The following is a 25,678-nucleotide window of genomic DNA, read 5'->3' on the forward strand; positions in this document are numbered from 1 at the left end:
CCTAGCCGACGGGGATGAAACGAAAGACGAATTGTGCACACATTGATTTTGATCGCCACCACCACCCCGCCCAGCCCGCCGCTGCCGACATTGCGCCCGGGCCTGAGTGAAGACCAGATCACGCCGGGACTGTTGGGCTTCGTCATCACCTTCAGCATTGTGGTGGTCATGTTTTTCTTGATCCGCGACATGACCAAGCGTGTACGCCGCGTTCGCTACCGCGCACAGGTCGAAGAGGGCCTAGTGGGTGGCTCGCACGGGCCCGGCGCGGAGTACATGGGCATTCCCATCATGTCCGAGGAGGCTACCCGTGCGGCCGCGTATTCAACCAACGAGGACGACGACGGTGAGGACGGGCCCGGCACTGACACGGGTGCGCCCGCAGGAACTGTAAAGAAAAACTAGGGCCACATCATGAATCGGCTTGCTGGCGAACCTAGCGCTTATCTTCGCCAGCACGCCGAAAATCCTGTGGAGTGGCAGCCGTTTGACGACGCCGCGTTCGCCGAGGCCCGCCGGCGGGATGTGCCCGTCTTCCTCTCGATCGGTTATGCCGCCTGCCACTGGTGCCACGTCATGGCGAGGGAGTCCTTCGAGGATCCGGCCATTGGCAGTTACCTTGGCGAGCACTTTGTGGCCATCAAGGTGGACAGGGAGGAACGCCCAGACGTTGACGACGCCTACATGGCGGCCACCCAGGCCCTCAGCGGCCAGGGCGGCTGGCCAATGAGCGTCTTCCTCACCCCCGACGGGCTGGCGTTTTACGCCGGCACGTACTTCCCGCCCCATCCCGTGGACGGGCGGCCCTCCTTTGCGCAAGTGCTGAGCGCTGTCACAGAGGCGTGGACGCAACGCCGCATGCAAGTCCTTGAAACGGCAGACTCACTCGCGGAGGCCTTGGCCCAGCCGCTGCTCCAAGTGAGCGTCGGCGCTGTTGAGCTGACGACGCCGGACACTCCCGATTGGTCTGCGGGGGCATCCTGCGCTGTTCTGGCTTTGGCACGGGCACAGGATCCGGTCAACGGCGGATTTGGGATGGCACCGAAATTCCCGCCGACGCCGGTCTTGGAATTCCTGCTGCGCCACGCTGCTTCTTCTGACGCATCCTCCTCCGGTGCTGTGGCCTTCGGGCTGGCGGGTCGGACGCTGTCCGCGATGGTACATTCAGCGTTGTTTGACCAGCTGGGCGGCGGGTTTGCCCGGTACAGTGTCAGCGCCGACTGGTCCGAACCGCACTATGAGAAGATGCTCTACGACAACGCCGGGCTGCTGCGGGTGCTGGTGCATTGGATTCGGCTGGCCCAGGCGGGCGGCGCTGTGGCCGACAACCATACCCAGGACCTGCCGGAACGGTTGGATGTGGCTGATGCCCGGGCCGCCGTGGAGGCGAGTGTTGGCTGGCTCATGCGCGAAATGCGGCTTCCCACAGGCGCCTTTGCCTCCTCCCTGGATGCGGACACCGTGATCGACGGGGTGCACCGCGAAGGCGCTAGCTACCAATGGAGCATGGCTGACTTCACGGCGGCAGCCTTGTCGACGTTCGCAGCCGAGCGCACCCTGGCTGCCGGGCACCTGGTGGCTGTGGAAGAGCTGATAGTGCAGCAGCGTCAGGACGCGTTGCAGTTGGCCGCCTCGGTGGCACGGAGCATGGGCGTCGACGGGGCGCCGGCCTTGCCGCTTAATCCGGGACGTTCCTTGGGCGGGCAGCAACGCGCCTCCTGGCTGCGAATCAAGCCCGCCCTGTTGGTGCAACGAGCCCACCGTCTCATGCCCTCACGCGACGACAAAGTGGTGGCATCATGGAATGCGATGCTCATGGCGGCCCTGGCGGAAGCAGGCGCTGTCCTGGCCGAGCCCGCCTACGTACGCGCCGCCGTCGTACTGGGCGAATACTTGCAGAGCGTCCATTGGGACGGCGCGCAACTGTTCAGGGTCTCCCATGAGGGAACGGCGCGCGGCATCAAGGGCTTGCTGGAGGACTATGCTGCCTGCGCCAACGGCTACCTGACCCTGTATGCGGCCACGGGGGAGCAGCGGTGGTTTGAGTTTGCCGGAGAACTCATGGCCGCGCTGGAATCCGAATTCATCGCCGACGGGGTGGTGCTCAACCATAACGGCGCCTCAGCGGGCCCCAGCCAAGGGCTGCACGGCTCACGTTTCGCCGATCCCTTTGACAACGCAACCGCCAGTGGGGTGGCCATGCTGGCCGACGCCGTCATCGCCTGGGCGGCCTACACCGGCTCAACCCGGCACCTGGAACTCGCGCACCATCTGCTGGGAACCGTGCCCGAGATGGCACGGAGGGCGCCCCGCTCCGCCGGCGGAATGCTGGGCGCGTCCCTTGCCCTGGCCGCGGGACCCCGGGAAGTGGCCGTTGTGGGCCCGGCCGGGGCACATCGCGACGCGTTGGTGCAACGGGCCTGGGCGTCGGGGTCACCAGGGATGGTGATTGCCGTGTGGGACGGGGTGGGAGCCGCCCCTGTGCCGCTGCTCCAGGGTCGGGGCGGCTCACCCACCGCCTTGGCCTATGTCTGCCAGGGCATGGTGTGCGCCCGGCCCGTGAGTGATGTGCAGGAACTGGGAAAGCTGCTGCTCTGAGCTTTCAGGCCCGCCGTTTGCCAGCCACCCCCCCTTTGTGACGAGCATCCGCCGGGGCCAGCACGGTGATCGGCTAGATTGTTCTGAACACCTCCCCGTCCGGCGGGCAGTGGGGGATCTTCCGAAATGGGCCTGGTGTGCGAGTACTGCGACGTGTGATTTTCCCCTTGCGTGGCTACTGATTTTTTAGTGCGATAGCCATCGCGTTGGTGAAGATGGCCTTTATCGACGGCATCAACGCCGAAGGTGAGTCGCTGGTGCCGCAGGCGCGGATCGAGGCCCCCCCATTGCACCGGTTCGGGCCACCGTGACCAACACGGTGGCACATGCTCTCCAGTGGCGAGCAGCAACGCGTGGCCATTGCCGGTGCCCTGGTGCGCCGGCCGCGGCTGATCCTCGCCGATGAGCCCACCGGTGCGCTGGATCTGGAAACCGGTCAGGCGGTGATGGACCTGTTGGACACCATCGCCACGGAATCTGGTGCGGCACTTCTCACCATCACCCACGATGCCAACGTGGCCGCCCGTGCCCGCACCCGCTACCGGCTGGACGCCGGCGTGCTGTCAGCCACTGACCAGCTGCTCGGTGCGGGCGCAGGGGTGCCGGCATGACGGCGCTGATCTCCACCGTGGTGGAGGCCTTCTCCGAGCTGCGCATCCACAAGACCCGCGTCCTGCTGTACCTGATCGGAGTTGCCCTGTCCGTCGCTGTCCTCACCTCCGTGGTGGGGGTGGGCAACTTGGCCAGGGAGGGTATGCGGATGAACTCCGAACGTGATGGCGGCCGCGAGGCCACCCTCTCGGTGTCCGTCTACTCGGATCCCATGGGGCAGCCACGGATTCCGCCAGGACTAGCCGTGTGCTCGATGCCGCCATTGAACGGTACGGGTTCACGCACGCCTCCCGCATCATGCAAACCCAGGGCAGGTTTCAGTTCCCCCAGGGGGTCCAAAACGTTGAACTGAAGGTGGTGGATCCGCAGTACGTGTCATTCACCGTGTGGACGTCACCCAAGAAGGCTGGTTTGCCGCGGACGACGCCGCCCGGCTGGCTCCCGCCGTCGTCGTCAACGAAGCCTTCTATGCAGCCGCCGGACGGCCGAACCTGGTTGCACAGCCGCAAGTGCAGGTGTTGGGGAAACAAAATTCCACCGCGGTCATCATCGGGGTCATGCCCAACGCCTATCCGGAAGCGATGCCGCAGGCGTTCATGCTCACGGAGGCGGCGGCGGCCGTGGGCATTGGTGAGATGCAGGGCGGCGGCATGGGCCAGGAACTGCGGATTGGGCGCCGGCTGGCATGGCCGAACAGCTGGTGGGTGTGCTGGGCCCGCAGCTGCAGGCGCAGTTGCCCGGCAGGTTCGTGAACGTGTATCGCAGCGACTACGCCGCCTACGGGGACCCCTTTGCCATGGTGCAGTTGCTGGTTTCGGGCATTGCGGCCCTGATCCTGCTGCTGGGCGCCGTGGGGCTGTTGAATGTTTCCATGGTTACCGTCCGGTACCGGGTGCGCGAGATCGGCATCCGGCGCAGCTTCGGCGCCACGTCTGGGCGGATCTTCACCGGCGTCATGATGGAGTCGGTGGTGGGGACCACCATGGCCGGCGCGCTGGGTGTGATGCTGGCAGTGGTCGTGGTGAAGAACCCGTTCATCGAATCGAAGGTGGCGCCCGGCCTGGACCTTTACCCGGCCTTCCCTGTGGAGGCCGCACTGTTGGGGTTGGGGGCCTCGGTGCTGGTGGGGGCGCTCGCCGGTGCCATCCCGGCGCTCGTGGCGATCAGGGTCAAGGTCATGGACGCCATAAGGTTTTAGCACGCCCCGCTACTGGTGATTATTGCTTTGCGGGACAGGGAAGCTGGCAGTGTATGACGTGCAGATCGACCGTGTTGTTCTGGGTCGTAAAGATACCTAGTTCGGTGAAAACCCATCGTTGGTACACCTCCCTTGCGGTGGTGGCCTGCCCATAGACCCCGAGCACTACGTGGGTTTCCGCCCTGCCGGAAAAGATGGTAGCTAGGGCTGACTTGGCAATTCTCTGGCCACGCGCCGCCGGGTCAACGGCTAGTTCATGAACGACGAGGACCTCCTGCGGGTCCGTAGGGAGCTGCGAACTTTTCCCAACGCTTTGGGCGATCGTTGCGAGAATGTTCTGCCAAGAGTCATCGCCATGCAAGCTGTGAACCAGAGCAAACCCAAGGAGTTGCTCCTCATGTGAGCAGGTGAGAAGTCGTCCGGCGGATTGGGCCAATTGGGCTGGTCCCCAGTCCACGATCTGGAGTAGCTCCGCAGGGTCTTCACAATAGGGCTCGGCTGCAAAGATCTCGACGAAGAGAGCGGAAACCTTAGACCAAAGTGTAGGGCTAGCTGAGCCGTTGAAGGTCTCATAGAGGGCAGGCATCACAGGTTTTCTCGCGCTGGCAAGTTGAACCACCGCAGGTGTAGTTGCTAGTTAAGGACCACCAGCACGACGGCGAGGAAATGGGTGGCGAACCCTGCCACGGTCAACGCGTGGAACAGTTCATGGAAGCCAAAGTGCCGGGCACTGAAGTTGGGTTTCTTGATCCCGTAAATGACAGCTCCTGCAATGTAGAACGCGCCACCCACGCAGATCAAGATGGTGGGCAGGGCCCCCGCCGCCCAGAATTGCGGCAGGAAGAACAGCGCCGTCACGCCCAGCAAGACGTAGATGGGCACGTACAGCCAGCGCGGGGCGCCCACCCACAGCACCCGGAAGAGCACCCCCGCCAGAGCTCCGGACCAGATCAGCCACAACAGCAAGGTGGCGGTGGGAGGCGGCAGCATCAGTGCCGAAAGCGGCGTGTAGGAGCCGGCGATGACCAGCATGATGTTGCTGTGGTCCACGCGCTTGAGCAGCCGCTTGGTCCGAGGCTGCCAGTTCCCGAGGTGATATAGCGCGCTCGTACCAAATAAAAGTACGCCCGTCACGGTGTAAATAAAGGTCGTCACCTTGGCGGTGGTCCCCGGTGCCAGCAGCACCAGAAGCGCCCCGCCGATCAAGACCAAAGGTGCTGTGACTGCGTGCAACCACCCGCGCCAGCTGGGCTTGACGTCGGGGGTGAGGGGGCGTGTCATGGTCAAAATCATAGCGCCGAACCCACCATGTTACTGGACAGTAGTATTTGTTGTTTTAGTTCTTGGCGGAAATGCGCGGCACTGCCGGGTAATCTAGGTCTAGTACGTTTCCCCGGCTGGCAGGCCACAATTGGTAAAGGCATGGTGCACACTCGTGAGGTTGATGCCCGGCCCGCTGCAGATGCCCAAATTCCTGTACAACTACTATGAAAGAAGTCTCGGCAAATCCCTCGACGCCAGCAGCGTGCCCGGGCACATCGGCGTCATGGTGGACGGCAACCGCCGCTGGGCCAAGCAGTTCAACGCGCCCACCAGTCAGGGCCATCAGGCCGGTGCGGATAAGATCCTGGAATTTTTGGGATGGTGCCAGGACCTGGGCATCAAGGTGGTCACCTTGTACATGCTCTCCACCGACAACATGAGCCGCTCCCCGGAGGAGCTGGACGAGCTCATGGGGATCATCGCCAACACCCTTGACCTGCTCGACGCCGATGCCCACATCAGCGTCCACGCCATGGGCGCCCCCGAACTGCTCCCGGACTACCTGGCCGAGCGCCTCTCCACCCTGACCACCAGGGTCCCCGCCACCGAGCGTATCCATGTGAACATGGCCATCGGCTATGGTGGGCGCCGGGAAATCGTCGACGCCGTCCGTGAACTGTTGCGCGACGCGGACAGCGCCGGGCGCACCATGGAAGAAGTGGCCGACACCTTGAGCGTGGATGACATCTCCAAGTTCCTGTACACCCGCGGCCAGCCCGATCCCGACCTTGTCATCCGCACTTCCGGCGAACAGCGACTTTCGGGCTTTTTGATGTGGCAAAGCGCCTACAGCGAGTTTTACTTTTGTGAGGCGCTCTGGCCGGCGTTTAGAAAAATCGATTTCCTCCGGGCCCTGCGCGACTACGCCGGCCGCAGCCGCCGTTTCGGCAGCTAAGGCAGAGCCGGCCACCAGGTAACCAAATGTTCACCGGAAAGACACCCGACACGAGCCTGGGGTGCGAGCCGCAGCCGCCCTCTCCGGAGTAGTTTGGCAGTAGTGGCCACGGCATCCCCGCCCGCCACACCTATTGATCTTCGGGTCGAGCACTGGCCCGGAAGGCTGGAGTCGGCATGGTTGAGACAATGAAACTCGAACAGCATTCACAGCACACCCGCCTGGGGCAGGAACTGCGCAGCTACGTGATTGACACCTCCGTGCTCCTCTCGGATCCGCGGGCCATCCTGCGTTTCGCCGAACACGAGGTCATTGTCCCGATAGTTGTCATCTCCGAGCTGGAAGCCAAGCGGCACGACCCCGAACTGGGCTATTTTGCCCGCACCGCCTTGCGCCTGCTCGATGACCTCCGTGCACGGCACGGCGGCTTGAGCGTACCCATCCCCTTGGGCGACGACGGCGGATCCTTCCGTGTGGAGCTCAACCACGTCTCCTCGGAGGTGCTTCCCGCGGGGATCCGGGGAACGGACAACGACTCCCGCATCCTCGCCGTCGCCAAGAACCTGGCGAACGAGGGCCGCAACGTGGTGGTGGTCTCCAAGGACGTCCCCATGCGGGTGAAGGCCTCCGCCATGGGCCTGGCCGCCGACGAATACCGCAACGAGCTGGTCCACGACTCCGGCTGGACGGGTGTGGCGGAACTGGAGCTTGGTGAGGAGGACATGACCGCCCTGTACAATCACGAGCCCGTGCTGATCCCCGAAGCCGCCGCCCTGCCCACCAACACGGGACTGGTGCTGACAAGCAACCGCAGTTCGGCACTGGGCCGGGTGGGGGCCGACCAGCAGGTGCGGCTCGTCAAAGGGGACAGGGACGTGTTTGGGCTGCACGGGCGTTCGGCCGAACAGCGCCTGGCCCTGGACCTGCTCATGGACCCCGAGGTCGGCATCGTCTCCCTCGGCGGGCGCGCCGGCACGGGCAAGAGCGCCCTGGCCCTGTGCGCCGGGCTGGAAGCGGTACTCGAACGCAACGAACACCGCAAGGTGGTGGTGTTCCGGCCGCTATACGCGGTGGGAGGCCAGGAGCTGGGCTACCTGCCGGGCTCGGAGAGCGAGAAGATGAACCCGTGGGCGCAGGCGGTTTTCGACACGCTCGGCTCGGTGGTAACCGAGCGCGTCATGGCGGAGATCATGGAGCGCGGCCTGCTGGAGGTGCTGCCGCTGACCCACATCCGCGGCCGCTCCCTGCACGATTCCTTCGTGATCGTCGACGAGGCGCAGTCATTGGAAAAGAACGTGCTGCTGACGGTCATGAGCCGGATCGGGCAAAACTCCAAGATTGTGCTCACCCACGACATCGCACAGCGCGACAACCTCCGGGTGGGCCGCCATGACGGGATCGCCGCCGTCGTTGAAACCCTCAAGGGGCATCCGCTCTTTGGCCATGTCACTCTCACCCGCTCTGAGCGTTCGCCCATCGCGGCGCTAGTGACGGAGATGTTGGAACGGGCGGAAATCTAGCGCGCGGGCCATCCCGGCCAGGGCCCTTTGCGGCCCGGGTGCTTAGCGGTTATGCGCCCGGGCCAAGATCCCACGGGATATGGTTCCTGACGTCGGTCAGGCCCATGCTGACCTCCTCGAAAAGGTCATCGAGCATGTACTCGTCAATGCCCAGCAGGATCATCGAGTGCCCGGCACCGGCGGTGTCACCATCCAGGGACTGGCTGGCCACGCACACGGCCGTCTCCAGGTCGATCCGCACCACCGTCCGCCCGGGGTAAAGCAGGGGAGCGGCAGGGAAGAGCGGGGCGTAGCTGTTGTTGGCTGTCAACACGGCCTGGATGGCAGCTCGCCCGTGATGCTCCACGCGGGTGATGTTCTCAATCTCGGCGACATTGGCAAACGGCTTCTCCAGCGGGACGGGGCGCTCGCCTGCCAGTTCCACCGGGTCAAGGGCTGAGGCGAAACGCCCGGACCCATAGGCGGGCTCACCGTACAGGGCTTCGGGGCGGCGCACCACATACCCTTGGCTGTCCTTGACCGGGTTGGCCATGGAGGGCGGCAGCAGCCAAGGCTTGCGGTTACCGCTGATGAACAGGCTGTCCTTGGAGTCGTTGATCTTGGTGGTGGAAGCCAAAAGCCTGCGGTCCAGCGTCTCCACCCGCAGCGCCCCGGGCCGGCGCACCCAACATTTCATGGCCTTGAGTTCCATATCCGACGACGGGTCCCCCTCCCGGGCGCCAGCCTCCTGTGCCGCCGTGGCAACACCCATGTGCAGCTCAAAACGCAGGCTTTGCCAACGCCAAGGCGAAGACCGGCAGAGGTGGCGAAATGTGTCGTCAGTGAGCGCTTGGCCATTCATATCCACAGCTTACGCCGGAGCCGGAGAATAGCGTCCCGAAACGGTGCCCGGTGGCGTAGCATCACGCTATGGTGACACAATTGGCGGATTTGTGGGAACAGAGCCCCTTGGCATTCTTCTGTGCCTTGCTGGCCTGCCTGTACTTTCTGTATCTGGCGGTGATGCTGAGCCTGATCGACATTCGTACGCACACCCTGCCGAACCGCTATGTGTTGCCCGCCTACGGCTTTGCCGGGACCTTGTTGGTGGCCAGTGTCCTGCTGGCAGGGAATCCAGGGCACCTAGTGCCCGTGGTGGGCGGGGCGCTGGCGCTGGGCGCCCTGTACTGGGTCCTGTGGGCGGTGTATCCGGCAGGCATGGGTTTTGGAGACGTCAAACTGGCCGGTGTGCTGGGCCTTTACCTGGGGTTTCTGGGTTGGCAGCACGTGCTGATCGGAGCCGCTGCGGGTTTCGTGGCGGGAGGGCTGTGGGGCCTGACCCTCATTCTCAGCCGCCGCGGCACCGTCAAGTCACGCATCCCGTTTGGCCCGTCCATGATCGGAGGGGCCATGGCGACCATGGTGTTCTTCCCGGTGTAGGACGGTGCAGCGGCTACGCTGATGGTATGGGATCACCTGACTTCATTCTCAAGCTGCGAGAAAAAATTGGCCACGATCCGCTCTGGCTTCCGGGCGTGCGCGCGGTGGTGTTCGACGACGCCGGCCGGGTGCTGCTAGGTGAACGCTCCGACACCGGCGGCTGGGCCCTGATCACAGGCATCCTGGAGCCGGGGGAGGAGCCGGGCCCCGGCATGCTGCGGGAAATCTTCGAGGAAACGGCTGTGGAGGCACGGATCGAGCACCTGCTGGGGGTGGCCGCCGTCGGGCCGGTGACGTTCCCCAACGGGGACGTGTGCGACTTCTTGAACATCGAGTTCATCGCCCGCCACGAAAGCGGGACGGCGCGGGTGAACGACGATGAATCCGTAGCCGTGGGCTGGTTCGCCATCGACGAGCTGCCGCCGCTGCGCCCCGGCCACTTGTCCTGTATCCAGCGCGCCGTGGCGTTCGACGGGCAGCCGCACTTCGAGCGTTAGCGGCCCTCGGGAACCGTCGTGGCAACCGTCCCGCGGGTGACCCTTGGCCGTTGGAGGAACTGCCGCACCAGGTTCGCCCCGCAAAGGACCATCGATGTGAGCACGCCGGCAGCACCGCCGAGCATTGCGCCGCCGATGATGATCATGCCGCGCAGGTCCAGGCCGTTTCCGCCCGCGAAGTACTCATCGTAGGGAGGCCGAAACACCGCAAAGGCAAGCTGCCCGGCAAACCAGCCATAAGCCAGCGAGCCCAACAGCCCGACAAAGAAGAACCAGGCCATGCGCTTCTGCGGCTTCTTCAGGCACCATGTGCCGTAGAAAACCAGAGCAACAATCGGGATCAGCGCCAGCGCACCGCCCACCAGCAATTCAACGGTGTCGTAATCCATTCGCACTCCAATCCTGGCCAGTTGCCGAGTCTACGCCAACGCAAAAGGTGCGTGCCGTGCGTCGTACTTTCCCAAGCACGACGCACGGCACTCACCTTTTCAGCGCAACCTTAGGGTTTATCTGGGGTTTCCTTTGGCGCATCCTCGGTGAGCAGGAGCGTGTCCGTGCCCTCGGCCGCGGACTCCGCGGCGGGTGGCTCCGAAACTGCCATCTTGCCTGCGGCCCGCTCGGCCTCCAGACGCAGTGCCTCTTCCCCGCCGATGGCCTCGCCACGGGCCACCATGCCGGAGGTGCCAGAGAGCGGGATGACCTTCATGGTCAGGGCCAGGATCAGCGCGATCACCATGAACGGGATCAAGTACCAGAACACCGGCGCCAGTGAGTCGGCGTAGGCGTTGATGATGCCGTCCTGAACGGCCTGCGGCAGCTTGTGCAGCTCCTGTGGGTCCAGGGTGGACATGGCGCTGCCCGCCTGCTCGGCAGATGCGCCGTCGGCGGTGAACACAACCTTGAGGGACGTGGCTAGGCGAGTGGTGAACATGGCGCCAAAGACTGCCACACCCAGCGCCGAGCCTACTTCGCGGAAATAGTTGTTGGTGCTGGTCGCGGTGCCCAGCTGGGCGGCCGGGACCGAGTTCTGCACCACGATGACCACAATCTGCATGATCAGACCCAGGCCGGCGCCAAAGACAAACAGCTGGGCGCAGATGACCCAGATGGGGGTTTCGGCAGAGAGAGTGGTCATCCACAACATGGCGATGATAGTCAGGATGGAGCCGACGATCGGGAATGCCTTGTACTTGCCGGTCTTGGTCATGCGAAGACCGGACCAGATGGAGGTACCCATCAGGCCCACCATCATGGGCAGCATCAGCAGGCCGGACTCGGCTGCCGAGGTGCCCGAGGACATCTGCAAGAAGGTTGGCACGAAGGCCAAGGCGGCGAACATGCCCATGCCCAGCACAAAACCGATGGCTGTCGAGTTCAGGAAAATTCGGTTCTTGAAAAGCGACAGCGGGATGATCGGATCCTGCGCTCGGGCCTCGGTGAAGATGAACAGAGCCAGTGAGGCAATCAAACCGGCGCCCCACGTCCAGGTGGTCAGTGACGTCCAGCCGTCGCTCTTGCCGCCAAAGTCGGTGAAGAAGATCAGGCAGGTGGTGGCGATGGAGAGAAACGCCACCCCCATGAAGTCCATCTTCTTATCCGCCTTCTTCGAGGGCAGGGTCAGCGTGAAGAAGGCCACGATGAACGCGATGATACCGATCGGGATGTTAATGTAGAAGGCCCATTCCCAGGTCAGGTGGTCCACGAAGTAGCCACCGAGCAGGGGGCCGGCAACGGCGGAGAGGCCGAAGATGGCGCCCAGCGGGCCCATATACTTGCCTCGCTCGTTGGCCGGGACAATATCGGCGATGATGGCCTGCGAGAGGATCATCAGCCCGCCGCCGCCCAGGCCCTGGATGGCCCGGAAGATCACAAAGCCCCAGAAGTCCGTGGCCAAGGCGCAGCCCACAGAGGCGAGGGTGAAGATGGCAATGGCGGCCAGGAACAAGTTGCGCCGGCCCAGGATGTCACCGAACTTGCCGTAGATGGGCATCACGATGGTGGTGGCCAGCAAATAGGCGGTGGTGATCCAGGTCTGGTGTTCCACACCGCCCAGCTTGCCCACGATGGTGGGCATGGCGGTTGACACAATGGTCTGGTCGAGGCTGGAGAGCATCATGCCTGCGATGAGGGCGGAGAAAATGATCCAGATTCTTTTCTGGGTCAACAGGAGCGGTTCCCCTGCTTTTACTGCGGTACTCATGGGGTCCCTTCAAGGGGTAACAGGGAGGATTGGAAAATTTGTTGAGCCATGTGCAGGTTGTTGAGCAACAGTTCCGAGAAGGTCGTGGTGTTTTCCTCGGAGAAGACGGCATAGCTGGCCCGCTGCGAACAGGTGCCGAACACGGCCGCCGCCATAGCGACCATGGGGTCGTTGGCCGGGCGGGACTCCCGCTCGGCAATGAAAGCGGCAAAGTCCTGCTCCCGGCCTTGGGCACTGCCCATGACCTTCAGCATGAGGTGGGGCTCCTTCTTCATGACGCTGACCAGTTCCAGGACGTGGTCCCCGGTGAGGTTCATTTCCGTCGCCATGGCCGAGGTCAGAGTCAACAAGTCACGCAGCAGTGTTGTGGTCAGCCCCTGGGGTCCGCGTTCGGCCCCGGAATCCGGGCCTGCGGCCAGGAAGGCGGCCACGGCTTCTGCAGGGAAATCGTCCAACAGGTGGCCGATGATGGCGTCTTCCTTGGACGGGAAGTAGTTGAAAAATGTCCTTCGGGACACACCCACGTCCTCGCACAACTGCTCAATCGTGAAGCCGTTGAGCCCCTTTTGGGCGGTGGCCAGCCGGGCAGCCTTGGTGATGGCGGAACGGGTTGCCTCACGCTTGCGGGCACGCAGGCCGTGGCCCTGACAATTATTTGCACTCTCAGTCACAAAGTAAAATTTTGCACTATTAATACAAAGGTGCAAAATCGCGCGAATGTGGCGTTCGTCATATTCTCACTGCCGGGGCGAGGTGCTGTGAAAACGGAGTGTCCGGGCCCGGTTCCACCCACGCGTAATCCCAGTGTCATCCACGTTTCACCCAAACCGGGGGCAACCCGCGAAACAGGTGGGAAGATGCACCGTTCTCGCGGGTAGGCACCGTTCTCGCGGCGGCGGCAGGTGTAAGCGCGACGGGGCCATGGTGTGGCGGCGCTCATATACGACGGCGGGAGGCCACCTTGAAAAGGTGACCTCCCGCCGTCGTGCTTGAGAACAGCGCCGCCCCAGTGTTGCAATCACCCCAAGAATTCAAGATCCGATGCAACTACTGCGTCATGGTTGGGATGGTTGGGAGGGGGGCTACTTCGGGGCGACCGTCATGGCCAGGACGTCCAGACCCTTGTCCAGCTGCTCAAGGGTGATCTCGCCGCGGTCAACAAACCCCAGAGCCAGGACTGCTTCACGGATGGTCAGACCCTCTGCGATGGCGTGCTTGGCGATCTTGGAACCGTTCTCGTAGCCGATGTACTTGTTCAGCGGGGTCACGATGGACGGTGAAGCCTCGGCCAGGAAGCGGGCGCGCTCAACGTTGGCGGTGAGGCCGTCGATCATCTTGTCGGCCATGATCCGCGAGGTGTTGGTCAGCAGGCGGATGGACTGCAACAGGTTCGCGGCCATGACCGGGATGCCCACGTTCAGCTCAAACGCGCCGTTCGTGGAGGACAGTGCGATCGTGGTGTCATTGCCGATGACTTGGGCTGCGACCATGATGGCGGCCTCGGAGATGACCGGGTTGACCTTGCCGGGCATGATCGAGGAGCCGGGCTGCAGGTCGGGGATGTTGATTTCGCCCAGGCCCGTGTTGGGGCCGGAGCCCAGCCAGCGCAGGTCGTTGTTGATCTTCATGATCGAGTAGGCGATGGTGCGCAGCTGGCCGGAGGCTTCGATGAGGCCGTCGCGGTTCGCCTGGGCCTCGAAGTGGTTGCGGGCCTCGGTCAGCGGCAGGCCGGTGTCCTGCGCCAGCAAGGCGATCACGCGCTGGGGGAATCCGGCAGGGGTATTGATGCCGGTGCCCACGGCGGTACCGCCCAGGGGGACCTCGGCAACGCGGGGCAGTGCCGACTCGACGCGCTCGATGCCGTAGCGGATCTGCGCTGCGTAGCCGCCAAATTCCTGGCCGAGCGTGACGGGAGTGGCATCCATCAGGTGGGTTCGCCCGGACTTCACGACAGTGGCGAACTCGGCTTCCTTGCGCTCCAGCGACTCGGCCAGGTAGGCCAGAGCCGGGATCAGGTTGTTGATCAGCGCGGAGGTGGCGGCCACGTGGACGGAGGTCGGGAAGACGTCGTTGGAGGACTGCGAGGCGTTGACGTGGTCGTTGGGGTGGACCACCTTTTCGGAGCCGGCAGCCACGAGGGCGCGGTTGGCCAAGGACGCCAGGACCTCGTTCATGTTCATGTTCGAGGACGTCCCAGAGCCCGTCTGGAACACGTCGATGGGGAAGTCGCCGTCAAAGTTGCCAGCAGCCACCTGGTCGGCCGCGGCCTCAATGGCCCGGGCCAGCTCGGCATCCAGGACGCCGAGCTCGGCGTTGGTGGTGGCGGCGGCCTTCTTGATGCGGGCCAGGGCCGCAATGTGGGCCGGCTCCAGCGTCATGCCCGAGATTGGGAAGTTCTCCACCGCGCGCTGGGTCTGTGCGCTGTACAGGGCGTTGGCCGGAACCCGGACCTCGCCCATCGTGTCGTGTTCAATCCGGAATTCTTGTGCGTTAGCCGCGGCTGTATCAGTCATGCTTCCAACCATATCGCCGGTGTGGGCGCAGCCAAAAACTTTTGCCCTTTATCAGGGGATGGGCAACGCCGGAAGCTTTAGTTCCGCCGCCGCCCATCCCCGCGCGGGGAGTGCTTAGAAGCCGATCGAACCGTTGCTGTAGACGAGGTCGGCGCGGCCGTCGTTGAGTCGGTAGGTCAGGCCCACGACGGCGGCGCGCCCGCGGGTGACGGCGCCGGCGATGATGGGGGAGTTCTCCACCAGGCGGGCGGCCGTCTGCTTGACGTGTTCTTCCACCATGGCGTTGACGTCGCTGTCCTTGTCCTTGCGCAGGGAGGTCAGAACGGACGGTGTGATGCGTTCGACCAGGTCGCGGATGAAGCCGGCGGGCATCTTGCCGGTAGCGACGGCGTTCTTCGTGGCCGTCACGGCCCCGCAGCTGTCGTGGCCCAAGACCACAATGAGGGGCACATCCAGGTACTCCACGCCGTACTCGAGCGAGCCAAGGGCGGTGTTGTCAATGACGTGGCCGGCGGTACGGACCACGAAGGCGTCGCCCAACCCCAGGTCGAAAATGATCTCAGCGGCCAGGCGGGAGTCCGCGCAACCAAAGATCATCACGAAGGGGTGCTGGGTGGACATCAGGGAGGCGCGGCGTGCGGCGTCCTGGTTGGGGTGGTTGGAATTTCCCTCCACAAACCGGGCGTTGCCGGCCATCAGTGTTGACCAAGCCGCCGAGGGGGTGTGGGGGTGGGTTGCAATTGCGTTGATGTTGCCGTCTTCGCCGCCAGTCATTTTGCGTCCTTCGTTACGTGGTCAGAGGAGGTGGTTGGGGACTGCACAGTCTTGGTCGTGGCGGCCGCAAGAACATCAAATTCCTTGAAGTCAGCAGTTCCGGTCAAGACGGTGGTGACCCCGCCGCTTGTCAGCACCAGGCTGCGGTCCCCTTTAGGTTTATCACGCAGTTCCCACGTATGTCCGGCAATGTTGCGTGTCCCTGTCACAGGGGCGTTCTGCGCTTGCGTGGACGTCCAGGTGGGATTGGCCGAGGATGACTGCTTCAGGGCAATGAAAGTGTTGGCGCCCGTCACGAATCCCACGTCCCAGAATGCCACGCCGTCGGTGCCGGCCCCGTTCCACCGCGCATAGTTGGCGTACCAGCCCTCAGGTAGGACCGGGGCCGACGGCGTGAACCCGGCAGTGTCGGCTGCGTGGGCTGAAATGGCGGCCACATCAACGGTCTGCCGGTAGGTCTCGGCCTTTTGCTGCGGATTTAGCCACACTATGACCAGGACGATGGCCACTGTGGACAGCATGGCCAGCAACATGCCGATGATGGACGCATTGGCGCGTTTTGCCGCAGCAGCTGCGATCACGGGCTTGACGGGGATGTTTTGCGGGGATTCACTCACGGCTTCATTGTCCCAGAAATGTTGTCCCGCTGCGCCGTGTCACAGCTCACCATGTTTAAGTCAGCTTTAGGACGGTGCACGGAGGCGTTCCTCTATGATGAATGAAGTAGGTGACCATATGGGAGGGGCGTGCACCGTCGCACGCGATGACCCGATGCCTACTTTGAAAATGAGGTTTTCACGTGGTTGATAAAGCAACACAGGCAGACTATTCACAGTTGTCCCCCAACCTTGCCGTGGGTGACGACGAACCAGATCGCAACCTGGCCCTGGAACTGGTGCGTGTCACCGAGGCCGCGGCCATCGCCGGAGGCCACTGGGTTGGGTTCGGCGAAAAAAACTTGGCCGACGGCGCAGCAGTTGACGCCATGCGTTCATTGCTCTCAACAGTCCACTTCAACGGCGTGGTGGTCATTGGTGAGGGCGAAAAAGATGAAGCCCCCATGCTCTTCAACGGCGAAGTGGTTGGTGACGGCTCAGGACCGGAGTGCGACGTTGCGGTGGACCCGATCGACGGCACCCGCCTGACCGCCATGGGCATCAACAACGCCCTTGCCGTGCTGGCAGTGGCCGAACGCGGCACTATGTTTGACCCCTCAGCCGTGTTCTACATGGAGAAGCTCGTTACGGGCCCGGAAGCCGCCGACATGGTGGATCTGCGTCTGCCAGTCAAACAAAACCTGCACCTGATAGCCAAGGCTAAGGGTGTCAAAATCAACCAGCTCACCGTCATGGTCCTTGATCGCGACCGCCACCAGCCGCTGATCCAGGAGATCCGTGATGCTGGCGCCCGCACCAAGATCATCCTGGACGGCGACGTTGCCGGGGCCATTGCAGCAGCCCGCGAAGGTACCGGCGTTGACGCGCTCATGGGTATCGGCGGCACGCCCGAAGGCATTGTTGCAGCATGCGCCATCAAGACCTTGGGCGGAGTCATCCAGGGCCGCCTGTGGCCCACGAGCGATGAGGAAAAGCAGAAGGCAATCGACGCCGGACACGACCTGGACCGTGTGCTCTCCACCAACGACCTCGTCACCAGTGACAACTGCTACTTTGCCGCGACAGGCATCACCGACGGCGACCTCCTCAGGGGTGTGCGCTACGACAAGGGCCGCGTCCTGACCCAGTCAATCGTGATGCGCTCCAAGTCAGGGACCATCCGTTTCGTCGACGGCGAGCACCAGGGCGCCAAGTGGGAGACGTACGCCCGCCGATCCTAACCGGTGATCGATCCGGCCCGGTTTCGCCGAGGGCGGGGCCAACCCGCGTGGACGGTGTATCTTGTCGGTGCGTTCGCGGGTTGGCCCCGTTCTGGCGAAATGGCCGGAAAACGTCGGGCCGCCGCCGGAGGTGGGGCACACCGGGCCGGTGCCGGCAGCCGGTAGGGTTGAAGCATGACCTTGAACGTTGTGCCTTGCCATGTCCGCGAACAGTGGGATTCCGCCGTCAACACTCACCAGGGGCACCCCATGCAGCTTTGGGGTTGGGGCGAAACGAAGGCGGCACACAATTGGAGTGTCGACCGTGTTCTGGTCAACGACGACGCAGGGAAGCTGGTGGGGTCCGCCCAGATCCTGGTGCGTAAGCTGCCCTTCCCGTTCCGCTCGCTCGCGTACCTGGCGAGGGGACCACAGGCAGCGCCGGGCCAGGAGATTCAGGTGTTGACCGCCGTCGCACAGTATGTCCAGAACGTGCACAAGTCCGTTGCGTTGAGCATTGAACCGGACTGGGCCGAGGGTACGGTCGCCGTGGCGGCGCTTCCGGCCACCGGGTGGCAGCGCAGCCAGAGCACGATCTTGATTCCGCGCACACTGATTTTGGACCTGAACCGCAGCGAGGACGAGTTGCTGGGCGCCATGTCGAAGAAGACGCGCCAGTACATTCGCAAGTCGGGCCGGGAGGCACTGGACTACCGTGCCGTGAGCGCCGCGGAGCTCCCGCAGTGCCTGGCCGTGTACAAGGAAACCGCTGCACGTGCCGATTTTGGTATCCATGCCGACGACTACTACCTGGACATCTTCAACAACCTGGGCGCCGGGTCGCCCGTATATGCCGCCTTTGATGGCGAAACCGTGGTGGCGTTTCTGTGGCTGGCCGCCAGCGGGGCGACGGCGTTCGAGCTGTACGGCGGCATGAACGAGACCGGCGGCAACCTGAAAGCCAACTTCTCGCTCAAATGGCTGGCCATCCAGGAGATGAAGGCCCGCGGGGTTGCCCGCTACGACTTCAACGGGCTGCTCAATGACGGGGTGTCGAAGTTCAAGTTTGGCTTTGCCGACCATGAGGACCTGTTGGCGGGGACTTGGGATAAGGGGCTCTCACCGTGGTACCCGGTTTTCGCCAAGGCGTTGCCCACAGCCCGCAAGGCTATGCGAAAGGCTCGCGGCCTGATCAAGCGGTAGCTGCCGCGTCCACTTCGCAGCGCACGCCCCAAGAGACGCTATTGGGGCGTGTGCTGGCGCGTCTTGGCCGGTGGGAACGCGCTAGCCGGCAACGGTGACGGCGAAGACCACGGAAGTCTCCCCGGCGGCATTCGCGTGGGGGTGGACCATGACGGGGTTCTCCGCGGCCGGTACGAAAACGCTCCCGCCACGGGGCAGCACCATGTCGCCGCGCGGGGAGTCCAACAGAACCGAACCCGATATGGCTAGCACCAACAGCGGCCCGTTTTGTACCAGTGGGACAGGCTCGGAACCGGCAGAAATTTCCAGCCGCTGCAACGCAAACTCGGCGAAGGGCGGCTCCCACACGTGTTGACCCAAGGACGTGGTGCGGGTGGGGACAAACGGAACAGCCGTGGACGCGAATTCCACGGTCTCCAACAGTTCCGGCGTATCCACATGCTTGCCCGTCAGGCCACCGCGCAGCACGTTATCGGAGGAGGCCATGACCTCCAGGCCCAGCCCGGAGAGGTAAGCGTGGATGTTTCCGGCCGGCAGGAACACCGCCTGCCCGGGCGCCAGGGAGATGCGGTTCAACAGCAAGGAGATCAGCACACCGGGATCGCCGGGGTATTGGTTGGAAAGCTCGACGACGGTGCGCAGCGACGCGTCCAGCCCGCCTTCCGGGGCACGGGCCAGGGCTGCGGCTGCGACGGTCACGAGCTCGCTGGCGTGGGCACCACCGTCGATCAAGGCCTCAAAGGCGCGGCGGATCACCAGGGGCTCGGCAATGCGCGAGTTCAAGGTCATGGTCAGTTCCGACAGGAGCGCCGGCACTAGGACTCCTGCCGCGGTGATGGCGTCGGCCACCGAGCGGAAGAGGTCAGCGGACTCTGCGCAGGGCCGGAACCCGCACAAGGCCTCAAAGTTGCTCAGGGCAAAGAGCATTTCCGGTTTGTGGTTCTCGTCCTTGTAATTGCGGTGCTCGGCGTCCCTGGCCACGCCGGCGGACTCCTCATCCGCGAATCGTGTCCGGGCCCTCTCCAGCGTCGGGTGCACCTGCAACGACAGTGCCTTGTCTGCGGCAAGGAGCTTGGCCAGGAACGGCAGCCTGGCCCCAAAAGCTGCCAGGGCGTCCTCTCCCAGCATGCTGTGAGGGTGCGCGGAAATGAGCTCATCCAAGGCGACCGGGCCATCCGGTGTCAACGCGACGGATGGGGAATCCGGGTGCGCACCCATCCACAACTCGGCCTCGGGCCCACCGCTGGGGGTGGTGCCCAACAGTTCTGCGATCGCTGTGGCGGAACCCCAGGGGTAGTCACGCATGACATTGGTCAGTGCAAACATTTTCTCTCCTCGTGGTTGGAAGACCGAACCGCACACCTGCAGTTTTTGGTGCCTGAAAGCTGTTGAACCCGCCGGGGACTACCCCGCCGAGCAGGTGCCGTTGTTGTCCAGGAGTGCGCTCAACATGACGGCGTCGCCGTTGATGGCCAGCTGCTGAAGGTACTTCTCTGTGATGACAGGTGCGTCAGTGGTCGGGGCCGGTGCCTGCCCGGCCGGGGGCGCAGCGTCACCGGGTGTCCCGGCGTCGCCCGGCGCAGGTGCCGGCGCAGGTGCCGCGGGGTCCGGTGCCGCCGGAGTGGCAGCAACAGGGTTCAGCAGCCCCTTCACTCGCTGGTGAATGACATCAAAGTCTGGGTAGGTGGAAAACTCGATGGGGAAGTCCGGCGGGCCGATGGTCAGGCGGGCCAACGGGTGGCCCTTGGCTTTGAGCGCCAGGGAGACGAAGCTGCCCAGCTGCCCGGCGGGGATGTCGGATTCGATGACCTTGGAGCCGGCATCGGCAATGCTGTTGAACTTGGTTAGCACGGTGGCCGGATCCATCTGCTTGAGCATGGCGGCCTGGATGCATTGCTGGCGTTGGCTACGGGCGTACTCCAGCACCCACTCGCGCGAACGGGCATACCAGAGTGCGTGATATCCGTCGAGCTTTTGCACACCCGGGGCGATCCAGCCTGTGGGCGGCAGGTGGTTGCCGGTCCCGTTGGGGTCATCGCCGCTGATGGGAACCCAGCCGCCAGCATTGATGGTGACCCCGCCCAGGGCATCGATCAGCGAGGAAAACCCTGCCATGTCAACGAGCACATAGCCTTGGACGGTCAAGCCAAGAATGCCGCCGGCCGCATCCATCATGGCTGCGGCGCCCGGATCCGCGGCGTTGGGGTAAAGGTCCTTGTGGTTGTTGGTGACATCGGTGTACAGGAAGTTGATGATGCACTCGTCACCGCAGTTGTAACCGTCCGGGTACACGCCCCACAGCGGTGATTTGGGGGAGAACTGCGCATTTTGCAGGTTGCGCGGAATGCTGATGGTGGCGGACGTGCCGGTCTTGGCATCCACGCTGACCACCATGATGGAGTCGGGGCGCCGTCCGGAGCGGTCCGCGCCGGCGTCACCGCCCATCACCAGGAAGTTGTAGCGGCCATCCACCGGCGCCATGTCCGGGCCGCTGGCAAAGATGTCGGTGATCGCGTTGCGCCCCGAGTTGATCAGGAACGCCCCGTATCCCAGGGAACCGCTGGTGAGTACCATGAGCACCACCAGCGCCCCGCCCACCAGCCCGCGCATACCCGGGGCCAGCAACGCGGGCCGAATGATCTTGAGCGTGTTCAAGAACATGAACGCCCACCCCACTGCCACGGCGGCCAGCACCACGATGATCAGCAAGGAGGTGACGGGGTTGGTGAACAGGTTCAGCAGTGTTTCACGTTGCACCACGGCCAGCACGACGGCGGCGATCACCAAAGCCCACACGGTCAGTGTGCAGCGCAGGGCCAGGCGACCCAGACGCTTGTTACCGGCAACTATCTGGGCGGCACCGGGCAGCACCAGGGTCAGCAGCAGCAGCAAAAAGGCTCGTTTGGAACGCACGGGGGCGGGGGCTGACTCCGGGTAGCGGACAGGGTTCGTCAACACGGGCGGCCGGTTGGAGGCACGCGTTACCTTGGGGCTGCTGAAGCTCATATGGGTGCCCTACCGCGGCCCGGCCGGGACTGACAGCGGATAATTTACCGTGGCCTTCTCACGCAGGGCGGCGCCCTTGGCGCAGGCCTGGTCGTTGAGGCTTTGGGCGAAGTTCGCCAGTTTGCCGGCAAGGGTCGCCGCCAGCTCATCGGTGCCCGACGCGAGGATGCGCACGGCCAGTAGTCCGGCGTTGCGGGCACCGCCAATGGAGACGGTGGCCACGGGAACGCCGGCGGGCATCTGCACAATGGAGAGCAGTGAATCCATGCCGTCCAAGGTCTTCAACGGGACCGGGACCCCCACCACGGGCAGTGTGGTGACCGAGGCGAGCATGCCAGGCAGGTGTGCGGCGCCCCCGGCCCCGGCAATGATGACGCGGATGCCGCGGGCGGCGGAGTTGCTGCCGTACGCGATCATTTCGGTGGGCATGCGGTGCGCGGAGACCACGTCGGTCTCAAAGGGGATGCCGAATTCGGACAGGGCGGCGGCGGCGGCCTCCATCACCGGCCAGTCCGAATCTGAGCCCATCACAAGGCCAACCAGCGGTTTCTGGGGGGAGGAAATTTCGTTCATGGTGGTTCCTTTACTGGCCGTCAAGTTGGTGGCCGTCACGGATGATGTTTGCCACAGTGGTGGCACGGGCGCGGACCCGGGCGACGTCGTCGTTCTTGGAACCAATCACGTTGACATGGCCGATCTTTCGGCCCGGGCGCACCGATTTACCATAGTTGTGCACCTTGACCGTTGGCTCGGAGGCCAGAGCGGCGGTGTAGGCGCTAAACAAGTCCTGGTTGGCCCCGCCCAGGAAGTTTTTCATGACCACAATGGCGCCGAGGGCGTCGGTGGCGCCCAGGGGCAGGTCCAGGACGGCGCGCAAATGCTGCTCGAACTGGCTTGTTACGGCACCGTCCATGGTCCAGTGGCCGGTGTTGTGCGGGCGCATGGCCAGCTCGTTAATAAGGTAGCCGGGGGCACGTCCGGGGGTCTGGAACAACTCGGCAGCCATGACCCCGGTGACGCCGAGTTCGCTGGCGATCCTCAGCGCGGCAGCCTGGGCCTGTTCTGCCACCTCCGCAGGGATGCCGGGGGCCGGGGCAATGACCTCGTCACACACCCCGTCCACCTGGATGGACTCCGCCACCGGCCAGGCGCGTGCCTCACCGCCGGGTGTTCTGGCCACCAGCGCGGAGAGTTCACGCGAAAATGTCACCATCTCCTCCACCAGCAAGGGGCTCATGGCTTCAAACCAGTCGGCTGCCGCCACGGCGTCGGCCTCGGAGGCGAGGATCTTCACGCCCTTGCCGTCATAGCCTCCGCGCGGCATTTTCAGCACCACCGGCCAGCCGTGAACGTCACCAAAGGCGGTGATCTCCGCCACGCTGGCAACAGCCGCCCACGCAGGATTGGGCAGGCCCAGGCGCTCGATGGCGGCACGCATGACCAGCTTGTCCTGGGCGTTGATGAGTGCGGCGGGGCGCGGCTGGACGTTGACACCCTCGGCGATGAGTGTGAGCAAATGCTCATTGGGAACGTGCTCGTGGTCAAAGGTCAGCACGTCCACACCGCGGGCAAAGGCCCGCAAGGTGTCCAGATCGCGGTAGTCACCCACCGGGGCCTGGGCCACGGCAGCCACCGCCGACACGTCAGGGGCTTCCGCCAAAACACGCAGTTCAAAACCAAGGGCCACGGCTGCGGGGGCCATCATGCGGGCTAGCTGCCCACCACCTACTACGCCGATTACAGGAAAAGTCACAGTCCCCAGAGTACCGAAAGAGTATGCTGAAACCTGCTTTTAGGCATTCTTGGAGCAATAATCGACAATTGCCGTCAGGTGGACACGCCGTCACGGCCTAGAATTTAGCGTAGGACGAACTGCCGGAAGCTATTTTGGCGGTGATCGCTACACGGAGGAACATGTACCAGAAACTTACAGCGCGCTTCAGGGGCCTCGTTGGCCTTTTCTGGCGTGAAGTGGCCAAGTTCGGCGTTGTAGGCGGCATTGCCTTTGTCATCGACTCCGGCATTTACCTCTGGCTCCTCAATGGTTCCATGGGCGGTCACCCCACCAAGGCAAAGATCATCTCCGCCCTTGTGGCCACCGTGTTTTCCTGGCTGGCCAACAGGTACTGGACCTTCCGTCACCGCCGCCAAGCCAACATGGTCCGCGAAGTGACCATGTTCATCCTCATGAACGCCATCGGCATCGGCATCGCCAGTGCCTGTGTTTACATCTCGCACTGGGTGCTGGGCTTTGAGAGCACCCAGGCCGACTTTATTGCCGGATCCGTGGTGGGCCTGGTCCTGGGCACCATCTTCCGGTTCTTCGCCTACCGCTTCTGGGTGTTCACGGCAGAGTTGGATGAGGACCCGGCCTTCGCCGACGACCGTAAACTGATCGAGCCGGACCTCGCCCCCTGATTCCGCCCCTAACCAGCGCTCACCCTCTCCATGGAGCGCAGGTGGTCCGTGGCCTCCACCGACGCATCCAGCAACACCACTGATCCTCCTGCCGCCCACGTGGAAAGTGCCGCCGGTACGACGGCGTCCCAACCGTCACCTGCCTGGAGCAAGATCCGTTCTGGGGTGGCTGCGGGTGTGAGCAGTTCGGCGAAGGAAACGGTGGTGGACCCCGATTCCCAGGCGATGTCATCACCGGCGGGTGCGTCCCCGGCAAAGAAGACGTCGGAGTGGGCGCGGACACCACCGGAATAGTCCAGAGCGTCGCCCGGTAGCTCGCCCACCCAGCGCATCGCCAAGGCAGGCAGGGCCACTGCCACAATAAAGGGAAGCCTACCGCCGGCGTTGCTGGCGGCAAGTCCAGCCACAGGGTCGGTGGTGACCACCACGTCGGCTAGTCGTGTGTGATTCCCGGACTCAGCGCCCAGCGAATGACCGCGGGGGGACTGGGGGAGCGCCGTCGCACCCACCGCCCACGTTGCCAGCAGCCAAACCAGGGAGCGCCAGTGCACGGGCAGGTCCACGGCCACAACATTGCCAGGCTCGGCGTCCAGCTCGTCAACGAGGTAGTTGGCTGTCTTGGCCACCCAATTTTCCAGGACACGCCCGGAGAGTTCGACGCGCTCGGAATCCGGACCGTACCAAGTCAGCCGCGGTGAGGTGGCGTTGTGGGTGCGGAAGGCGAGCAGCAGGTCTTCTGGGGTGTGTGGGAGTTCAGCCATGGAACCGATCTTTGCATGTCGACGAACAAAAGTTTTTCTTTCGAATTTACAAATTGCAAACGCGTTCATGACGTGTGTCACATCAAAGTCATGTTCGAATCGCTAAAAGCGCGGAATCACGTGAATATTCTCAGGTAATCCACTGCTCGGAGGGTAGAATCGCCAATCCCCGCTGTGTAACGGTATGAAATTGCCGGGCGTGGCGTGCGGCTTTATTGGTCCTGAGCACGGATATGATCGCCTGCCCGCTTGACGAACATGACTTACACCGATGTAATTAGACCCACGACCCGCCGCAAAAGGCATAAGAACCGCAGATCGCGGCCAAAATTTGTTAGTGCAACAACATTCAGGAGGACGATCATGGGGCAAGCGCAGCTGAGCGTGAGGGACGATCATCCCGAGTCCGTCGAAAGTCAGGCCTCCGCCGCTCGTCGTGGGCGCGGCGTGCCGTCGGACTGGTTTGTCGATCCAGCAGATCCGTCGGCGGCACAATCGTATGAGGAGGCCAGCAAGGAGGCGCTGGGAGCCCGTTCCACGGCATTCCTCCAAGATCACCACGACGACGGCGAACTGCGCGTCTGCGACGGTGCACCCAAGGCGGAGCCGGCCGTTGCCACCCCTGTCTGGATTGGTTTCCGGCCCGGCCTTGACGACTTCAGTGACGAAGGTGAACTAGGCTGGCAGACGGACGCTTTGTGTGCCCAGACTGATCCGGAGGCTTTTTTTCCGGAAAAGGGCGGGTCCACCCGTGACGCCAAAAAGGTGTGCGGTGCCTGCAATGTCAAGGGGCAGTGTTTGGAATACGCTCTGGCAAATGATGAGCGGTTTGGAATCTGGGGCGGCCTGTCCGAGCGTGAACGCCGGCGGCTGCGGAAGCGAGCGGTCTAATTCTTGAAGCAGTAAAAGTCACCGCCGTTCTGGT

27 protein-coding genes and 1 pseudogene are annotated in these 25,678 nt (G+C 63.7%); 14 read left to right on the forward strand and 14 right to left on the reverse strand.

What is annotated here, in order from left to right:
* Positions 1–33 precede the first annotated feature (33 nt).
* From AOC05_RS02490 to AOC05_RS02515, 6 genes and pseudogenes are all read left to right on the forward strand, one after another.
* Positions 34–405, forward strand: coding sequence for a hypothetical protein (locus AOC05_RS02490; RefSeq protein ID WP_062005404.1), 372 nt, complete (start codon positions 34–36; stop codon positions 403–405).
* Positions 406–414: 9 nt separating this feature from the next.
* Positions 415–2,598 carry a thioredoxin domain-containing protein gene (locus AOC05_RS02495; protein ID WP_062005406.1) on the forward strand — a complete coding sequence of 728 codons (2,184 nt, stop codon included), beginning with the start codon at positions 415–417 and terminating at the stop codon, positions 2,596–2,598.
* A gap of 329 nt (positions 2,599–2,927) precedes the next feature.
* Positions 2,928–3,209: pseudogene (locus AOC05_RS02500) on the forward strand (ATP-binding cassette domain-containing protein); the annotation flags it as partial.
* Positions 3,206–3,562, forward strand: a complete 357-nt coding sequence (locus AOC05_RS02505; RefSeq protein WP_062005407.1) for a hypothetical protein — start codon at positions 3,206–3,208, stop codon at positions 3,560–3,562. The pseudogene AOC05_RS02500 and the gene AOC05_RS02505, both read left to right, overlap by 4 nt.
* Before the next feature lie 34 nt (positions 3,563–3,596).
* The gene (locus AOC05_RS02510; RefSeq protein WP_062005409.1) at positions 3,597–3,962 is read left to right on the forward strand and encodes a hypothetical protein; all 366 of its coding nucleotides are present in this window, start codon (positions 3,597–3,599) and stop codon (positions 3,960–3,962) included.
* Positions 3,896–4,408, forward strand: coding sequence for an ABC transporter permease (locus AOC05_RS02515; protein ID WP_062005411.1), 513 nt, complete (start codon positions 3,896–3,898; stop codon positions 4,406–4,408). Before AOC05_RS02510 ends, AOC05_RS02515 begins: the two co-directional genes overlap by 67 nt.
* Before the next feature lie 19 nt (positions 4,409–4,427).
* Here AOC05_RS02515 and AOC05_RS20680 read toward each other — a convergent pair whose 3' ends face one another.
* Together AOC05_RS20680 and trhA are read right to left on the reverse strand one after the other, a co-directional pair.
* Positions 4,428–4,994 carry a GNAT family N-acetyltransferase gene (locus tag AOC05_RS20680; protein ID WP_062005413.1) on the reverse strand — a complete coding sequence of 189 codons (567 nt, stop codon included), beginning with the start codon at positions 4,992–4,994 and terminating at the stop codon, positions 4,428–4,430.
* A gap of 47 nt (positions 4,995–5,041) precedes the next feature.
* A complete protein-coding gene (gene trhA, locus AOC05_RS02525) occupies positions 5,042–5,689 on the reverse strand; it encodes a PAQR family membrane homeostasis protein TrhA (protein WP_062009238.1) in 648 nt (215 codons plus the stop codon).
* Between the two features lie 163 nt (positions 5,690–5,852).
* Between trhA and AOC05_RS02530 the strand changes: the two genes are divergently transcribed.
* Together AOC05_RS02530 and AOC05_RS02535 are read left to right on the forward strand one after the other, a co-directional pair.
* Complete coding sequence (locus AOC05_RS02530) at positions 5,853–6,626, forward strand: isoprenyl transferase (RefSeq protein ID WP_222440005.1); 774 nt, start codon at positions 5,853–5,855, stop codon at positions 6,624–6,626.
* Positions 6,627–6,814: 188 nt separating this feature from the next.
* A complete protein-coding gene (locus AOC05_RS02535) occupies positions 6,815–8,146 on the forward strand; it encodes a PhoH family protein (protein ID WP_420480388.1) in 1,332 nt (443 codons plus the stop codon).
* 49 nt (positions 8,147–8,195) lie between these two features.
* Here the strand turns inward: AOC05_RS02535 and AOC05_RS02540 are convergent, their stop codons facing one another.
* The gene (locus AOC05_RS02540) at positions 8,196–8,897 is read right to left on the reverse strand and encodes a hypothetical protein (protein WP_230085526.1); all 702 of its coding nucleotides are present in this window, start codon (positions 8,895–8,897) and stop codon (positions 8,196–8,198) included.
* Positions 8,898–9,055: 158 nt separating this feature from the next.
* Here AOC05_RS02540 and AOC05_RS02545 point away from each other — a divergent pair, with 158 nt between their 5' ends.
* Together AOC05_RS02545 and AOC05_RS02550 are read left to right on the forward strand one after the other, a co-directional pair.
* Positions 9,056–9,565 (forward strand): prepilin peptidase, encoded by a 510-nt coding sequence (locus AOC05_RS02545; RefSeq protein WP_062005417.1) that lies wholly within the window; start codon positions 9,056–9,058, stop codon positions 9,563–9,565.
* 26 nt (positions 9,566–9,591) lie between these two features.
* Entirely contained in the window at positions 9,592–10,062 is a 471-nt protein-coding gene (locus AOC05_RS02550) for an NUDIX hydrolase (protein WP_062005419.1), read from the forward strand.
* Here the strand turns inward: AOC05_RS02550 and AOC05_RS02555 are convergent.
* The 6 genes from AOC05_RS02555 to AOC05_RS02580 form a co-directional block, all read right to left on the reverse strand.
* Positions 10,059–10,451, reverse strand: coding sequence for a hypothetical protein (locus AOC05_RS02555; protein WP_062005422.1), 393 nt, complete (start codon positions 10,449–10,451; stop codon positions 10,059–10,061). The genes AOC05_RS02550 and AOC05_RS02555 overlap by 4 nt on opposite strands.
* A 110-nt stretch (positions 10,452–10,561) precedes the next feature.
* Positions 10,562–12,262 carry an MDR family MFS transporter gene (locus AOC05_RS02560; protein WP_062005424.1) on the reverse strand — a complete coding sequence of 567 codons (1,701 nt, stop codon included), beginning with the start codon at positions 12,260–12,262 and terminating at the stop codon, positions 10,562–10,564.
* On the reverse strand, positions 12,259–12,933 hold the full coding sequence (locus AOC05_RS02565; protein WP_062005426.1) for a TetR/AcrR family transcriptional regulator: 675 nt from the start codon (positions 12,931–12,933) through the stop codon (positions 12,259–12,261). Before AOC05_RS02565 ends, AOC05_RS02560 begins: the two co-directional genes overlap by 4 nt.
* Positions 12,934–13,344: 411 nt before the next feature.
* On the reverse strand, positions 13,345–14,775 hold the full coding sequence (locus AOC05_RS02570; protein ID WP_082357697.1) for a class II fumarate hydratase: 1,431 nt from the start codon (positions 14,773–14,775) through the stop codon (positions 13,345–13,347).
* 114 nt (positions 14,776–14,889) lie between these two features.
* Entirely contained in the window at positions 14,890–15,549 is a 660-nt protein-coding gene (locus tag AOC05_RS02575; RefSeq protein ID WP_186759042.1) for a carbonic anhydrase, read from the reverse strand.
* On the reverse strand, positions 15,546–16,166 hold the full coding sequence (locus AOC05_RS02580) for a DUF4245 domain-containing protein (protein ID WP_062005428.1): 621 nt from the start codon (positions 16,164–16,166) through the stop codon (positions 15,546–15,548). Before AOC05_RS02580 ends, AOC05_RS02575 begins: the two co-directional genes overlap by 4 nt.
* A gap of 182 nt (positions 16,167–16,348) precedes the next feature.
* On the opposite strand from AOC05_RS02580, the gene glpX reads away from it, so the two are divergent.
* Positions 16,349–17,386, forward strand: a complete 1,038-nt coding sequence (glpX, locus tag AOC05_RS02585) for a class II fructose-bisphosphatase (protein ID WP_062005430.1) — start codon at positions 16,349–16,351, stop codon at positions 17,384–17,386.
* 174 nt (positions 17,387–17,560) lie between these two features.
* Positions 17,561–18,568, forward strand: coding sequence for a lipid II:glycine glycyltransferase FemX (locus tag AOC05_RS02590; protein ID WP_062005432.1), 1,008 nt, complete (start codon positions 17,561–17,563; stop codon positions 18,566–18,568).
* Positions 18,569–18,649: 81 nt separating this feature from the next.
* On the opposite strand, the gene manA is transcribed toward AOC05_RS02590, so the two are convergent.
* From manA to AOC05_RS02610, 4 genes are all read right to left on the reverse strand, one after another.
* The gene (manA, locus tag AOC05_RS02595) at positions 18,650–19,894 is read right to left on the reverse strand and encodes a mannose-6-phosphate isomerase, class I (protein WP_062005434.1); all 1,245 of its coding nucleotides are present in this window, start codon (positions 19,892–19,894) and stop codon (positions 18,650–18,652) included.
* Positions 19,895–19,972: 78 nt separating this feature from the next.
* Positions 19,973–21,574 carry an LCP family protein gene (locus AOC05_RS02600; RefSeq protein ID WP_062005436.1) on the reverse strand — a complete coding sequence of 534 codons (1,602 nt, stop codon included), beginning with the start codon at positions 21,572–21,574 and terminating at the stop codon, positions 19,973–19,975.
* A gap of 9 nt (positions 21,575–21,583) precedes the next feature.
* Entirely contained in the window at positions 21,584–22,147 is a 564-nt protein-coding gene (purE, locus tag AOC05_RS02605) for a 5-(carboxyamino)imidazole ribonucleotide mutase (protein WP_062005438.1), read from the reverse strand.
* A gap of 10 nt (positions 22,148–22,157) precedes the next feature.
* Complete coding sequence (locus tag AOC05_RS02610; protein ID WP_082357698.1) at positions 22,158–23,327, reverse strand: 5-(carboxyamino)imidazole ribonucleotide synthase; 1,170 nt, start codon at positions 23,325–23,327, stop codon at positions 22,158–22,160.
* Positions 23,328–23,488: 161 nt separating this feature from the next.
* Here AOC05_RS02610 and AOC05_RS02615 point away from each other — a divergent pair, with 161 nt between their 5' ends.
* Positions 23,489–23,992 (forward strand): GtrA family protein, encoded by a 504-nt coding sequence (locus AOC05_RS02615; protein ID WP_154605107.1) that lies wholly within the window; start codon positions 23,489–23,491, stop codon positions 23,990–23,992.
* Between the two features lie 8 nt (positions 23,993–24,000).
* On the opposite strand, the gene AOC05_RS02620 is transcribed toward AOC05_RS02615, so the two are convergent.
* Positions 24,001–24,753 (reverse strand): TIGR03089 family protein, encoded by a 753-nt coding sequence (locus tag AOC05_RS02620; protein WP_062005442.1) that lies wholly within the window; start codon positions 24,751–24,753, stop codon positions 24,001–24,003.
* Positions 24,754–25,116: 363 nt separating this feature from the next.
* On the opposite strand from AOC05_RS02620, the gene AOC05_RS18690 reads away from it, so the two are divergent.
* Positions 25,117–25,644, forward strand: a complete 528-nt coding sequence (locus AOC05_RS18690) for a WhiB family transcriptional regulator (RefSeq protein ID WP_082357699.1) — start codon at positions 25,117–25,119, stop codon at positions 25,642–25,644.
* The last annotated feature ends 34 nt before the right edge of the window (positions 25,645–25,678 follow it).

Origin of the sequence: Arthrobacter alpinus (genome assembly GCF_001294625.1) — a bacterium.
GTDB lineage: Bacteria > Actinomycetota > Actinomycetes > Actinomycetales > Micrococcaceae > Specibacter > Specibacter alpinus_A.

Bases quoted from the DNA above. Each gene is read 5' to 3' on its own strand.
- AOC05_RS02535 (WP_420480388.1), top strand. From the start codon at position 6,815: ATGAAACTCGAACAGCATTCACAGCACACCCGCCTGGGGCAGGAACTG.
- AOC05_RS18690 (WP_082357699.1), top strand. From the start codon at position 25,117: ATGGGGCAAGCGCAGCTGAGCGTGAGGGACGATCATCCCGAGTCCGTC.
- AOC05_RS02515 (WP_062005411.1), top strand. From the start codon at position 3,896: ATGGCCGAACAGCTGGTGGGTGTGCTGGGCCCGCAGCTGCAGGCGCAG.
- AOC05_RS02600 (WP_062005436.1), bottom strand. From the start codon at position 21,574: ATGAGCTTCAGCAGCCCCAAGGTAACGCGTGCCTCCAACCGGCCGCCC.
- AOC05_RS02555 (WP_062005422.1), bottom strand. From the start codon at position 10,451: ATGGATTACGACACCGTTGAATTGCTGGTGGGCGGTGCGCTGGCGCTG.
- AOC05_RS02495 (WP_062005406.1), top strand. From the start codon at position 415: ATGAATCGGCTTGCTGGCGAACCTAGCGCTTATCTTCGCCAGCACGCC.
- AOC05_RS02550 (WP_062005419.1), top strand. From the start codon at position 9,592: ATGGGATCACCTGACTTCATTCTCAAGCTGCGAGAAAAAATTGGCCAC.
- AOC05_RS02530 (WP_222440005.1), top strand. From the start codon at position 5,853: ATGCCCGGCCCGCTGCAGATGCCCAAATTCCTGTACAACTACTATGAA.
- manA (WP_062005434.1), bottom strand. From the start codon at position 19,894: ATGTTTGCACTGACCAATGTCATGCGTGACTACCCCTGGGGTTCCGCC.
- AOC05_RS02575 (WP_186759042.1), bottom strand. From the start codon at position 15,549: ATGACTGGCGGCGAAGACGGCAACATCAACGCAATTGCAACCCACCCC.
- purE (WP_062005438.1), bottom strand. From the start codon at position 22,147: ATGAACGAAATTTCCTCCCCCCAGAAACCGCTGGTTGGCCTTGTGATG.
- AOC05_RS02620 (WP_062005442.1), bottom strand. From the start codon at position 24,753: ATGGCTGAACTCCCACACACCCCAGAAGACCTGCTGCTCGCCTTCCGC.
- AOC05_RS02570 (WP_082357697.1), bottom strand. From the start codon at position 14,775: ATGACTGATACAGCCGCGGCTAACGCACAAGAATTCCGGATTGAACAC.
- AOC05_RS02505 (WP_062005407.1), top strand. From the start codon at position 3,206: ATGACGGCGCTGATCTCCACCGTGGTGGAGGCCTTCTCCGAGCTGCGC.
- AOC05_RS02590 (WP_062005432.1), top strand. From the start codon at position 17,561: ATGACCTTGAACGTTGTGCCTTGCCATGTCCGCGAACAGTGGGATTCC.
- AOC05_RS02545 (WP_062005417.1), top strand. From the start codon at position 9,056: ATGGTGACACAATTGGCGGATTTGTGGGAACAGAGCCCCTTGGCATTC.
- AOC05_RS02560 (WP_062005424.1), bottom strand. From the start codon at position 12,262: ATGAGTACCGCAGTAAAAGCAGGGGAACCGCTCCTGTTGACCCAGAAA.
- AOC05_RS02540 (WP_230085526.1), bottom strand. From the start codon at position 8,897: ATGGGTGTTGCCACGGCGGCACAGGAGGCTGGCGCCCGGGAGGGGGAC.
- AOC05_RS20680 (WP_062005413.1), bottom strand. From the start codon at position 4,994: ATGCCTGCCCTCTATGAGACCTTCAACGGCTCAGCTAGCCCTACACTT.
- AOC05_RS02615 (WP_154605107.1), top strand. From the start codon at position 23,489: ATGTACCAGAAACTTACAGCGCGCTTCAGGGGCCTCGTTGGCCTTTTC.
- trhA (WP_062009238.1), bottom strand. From the start codon at position 5,689: ATGACACGCCCCCTCACCCCCGACGTCAAGCCCAGCTGGCGCGGGTGG.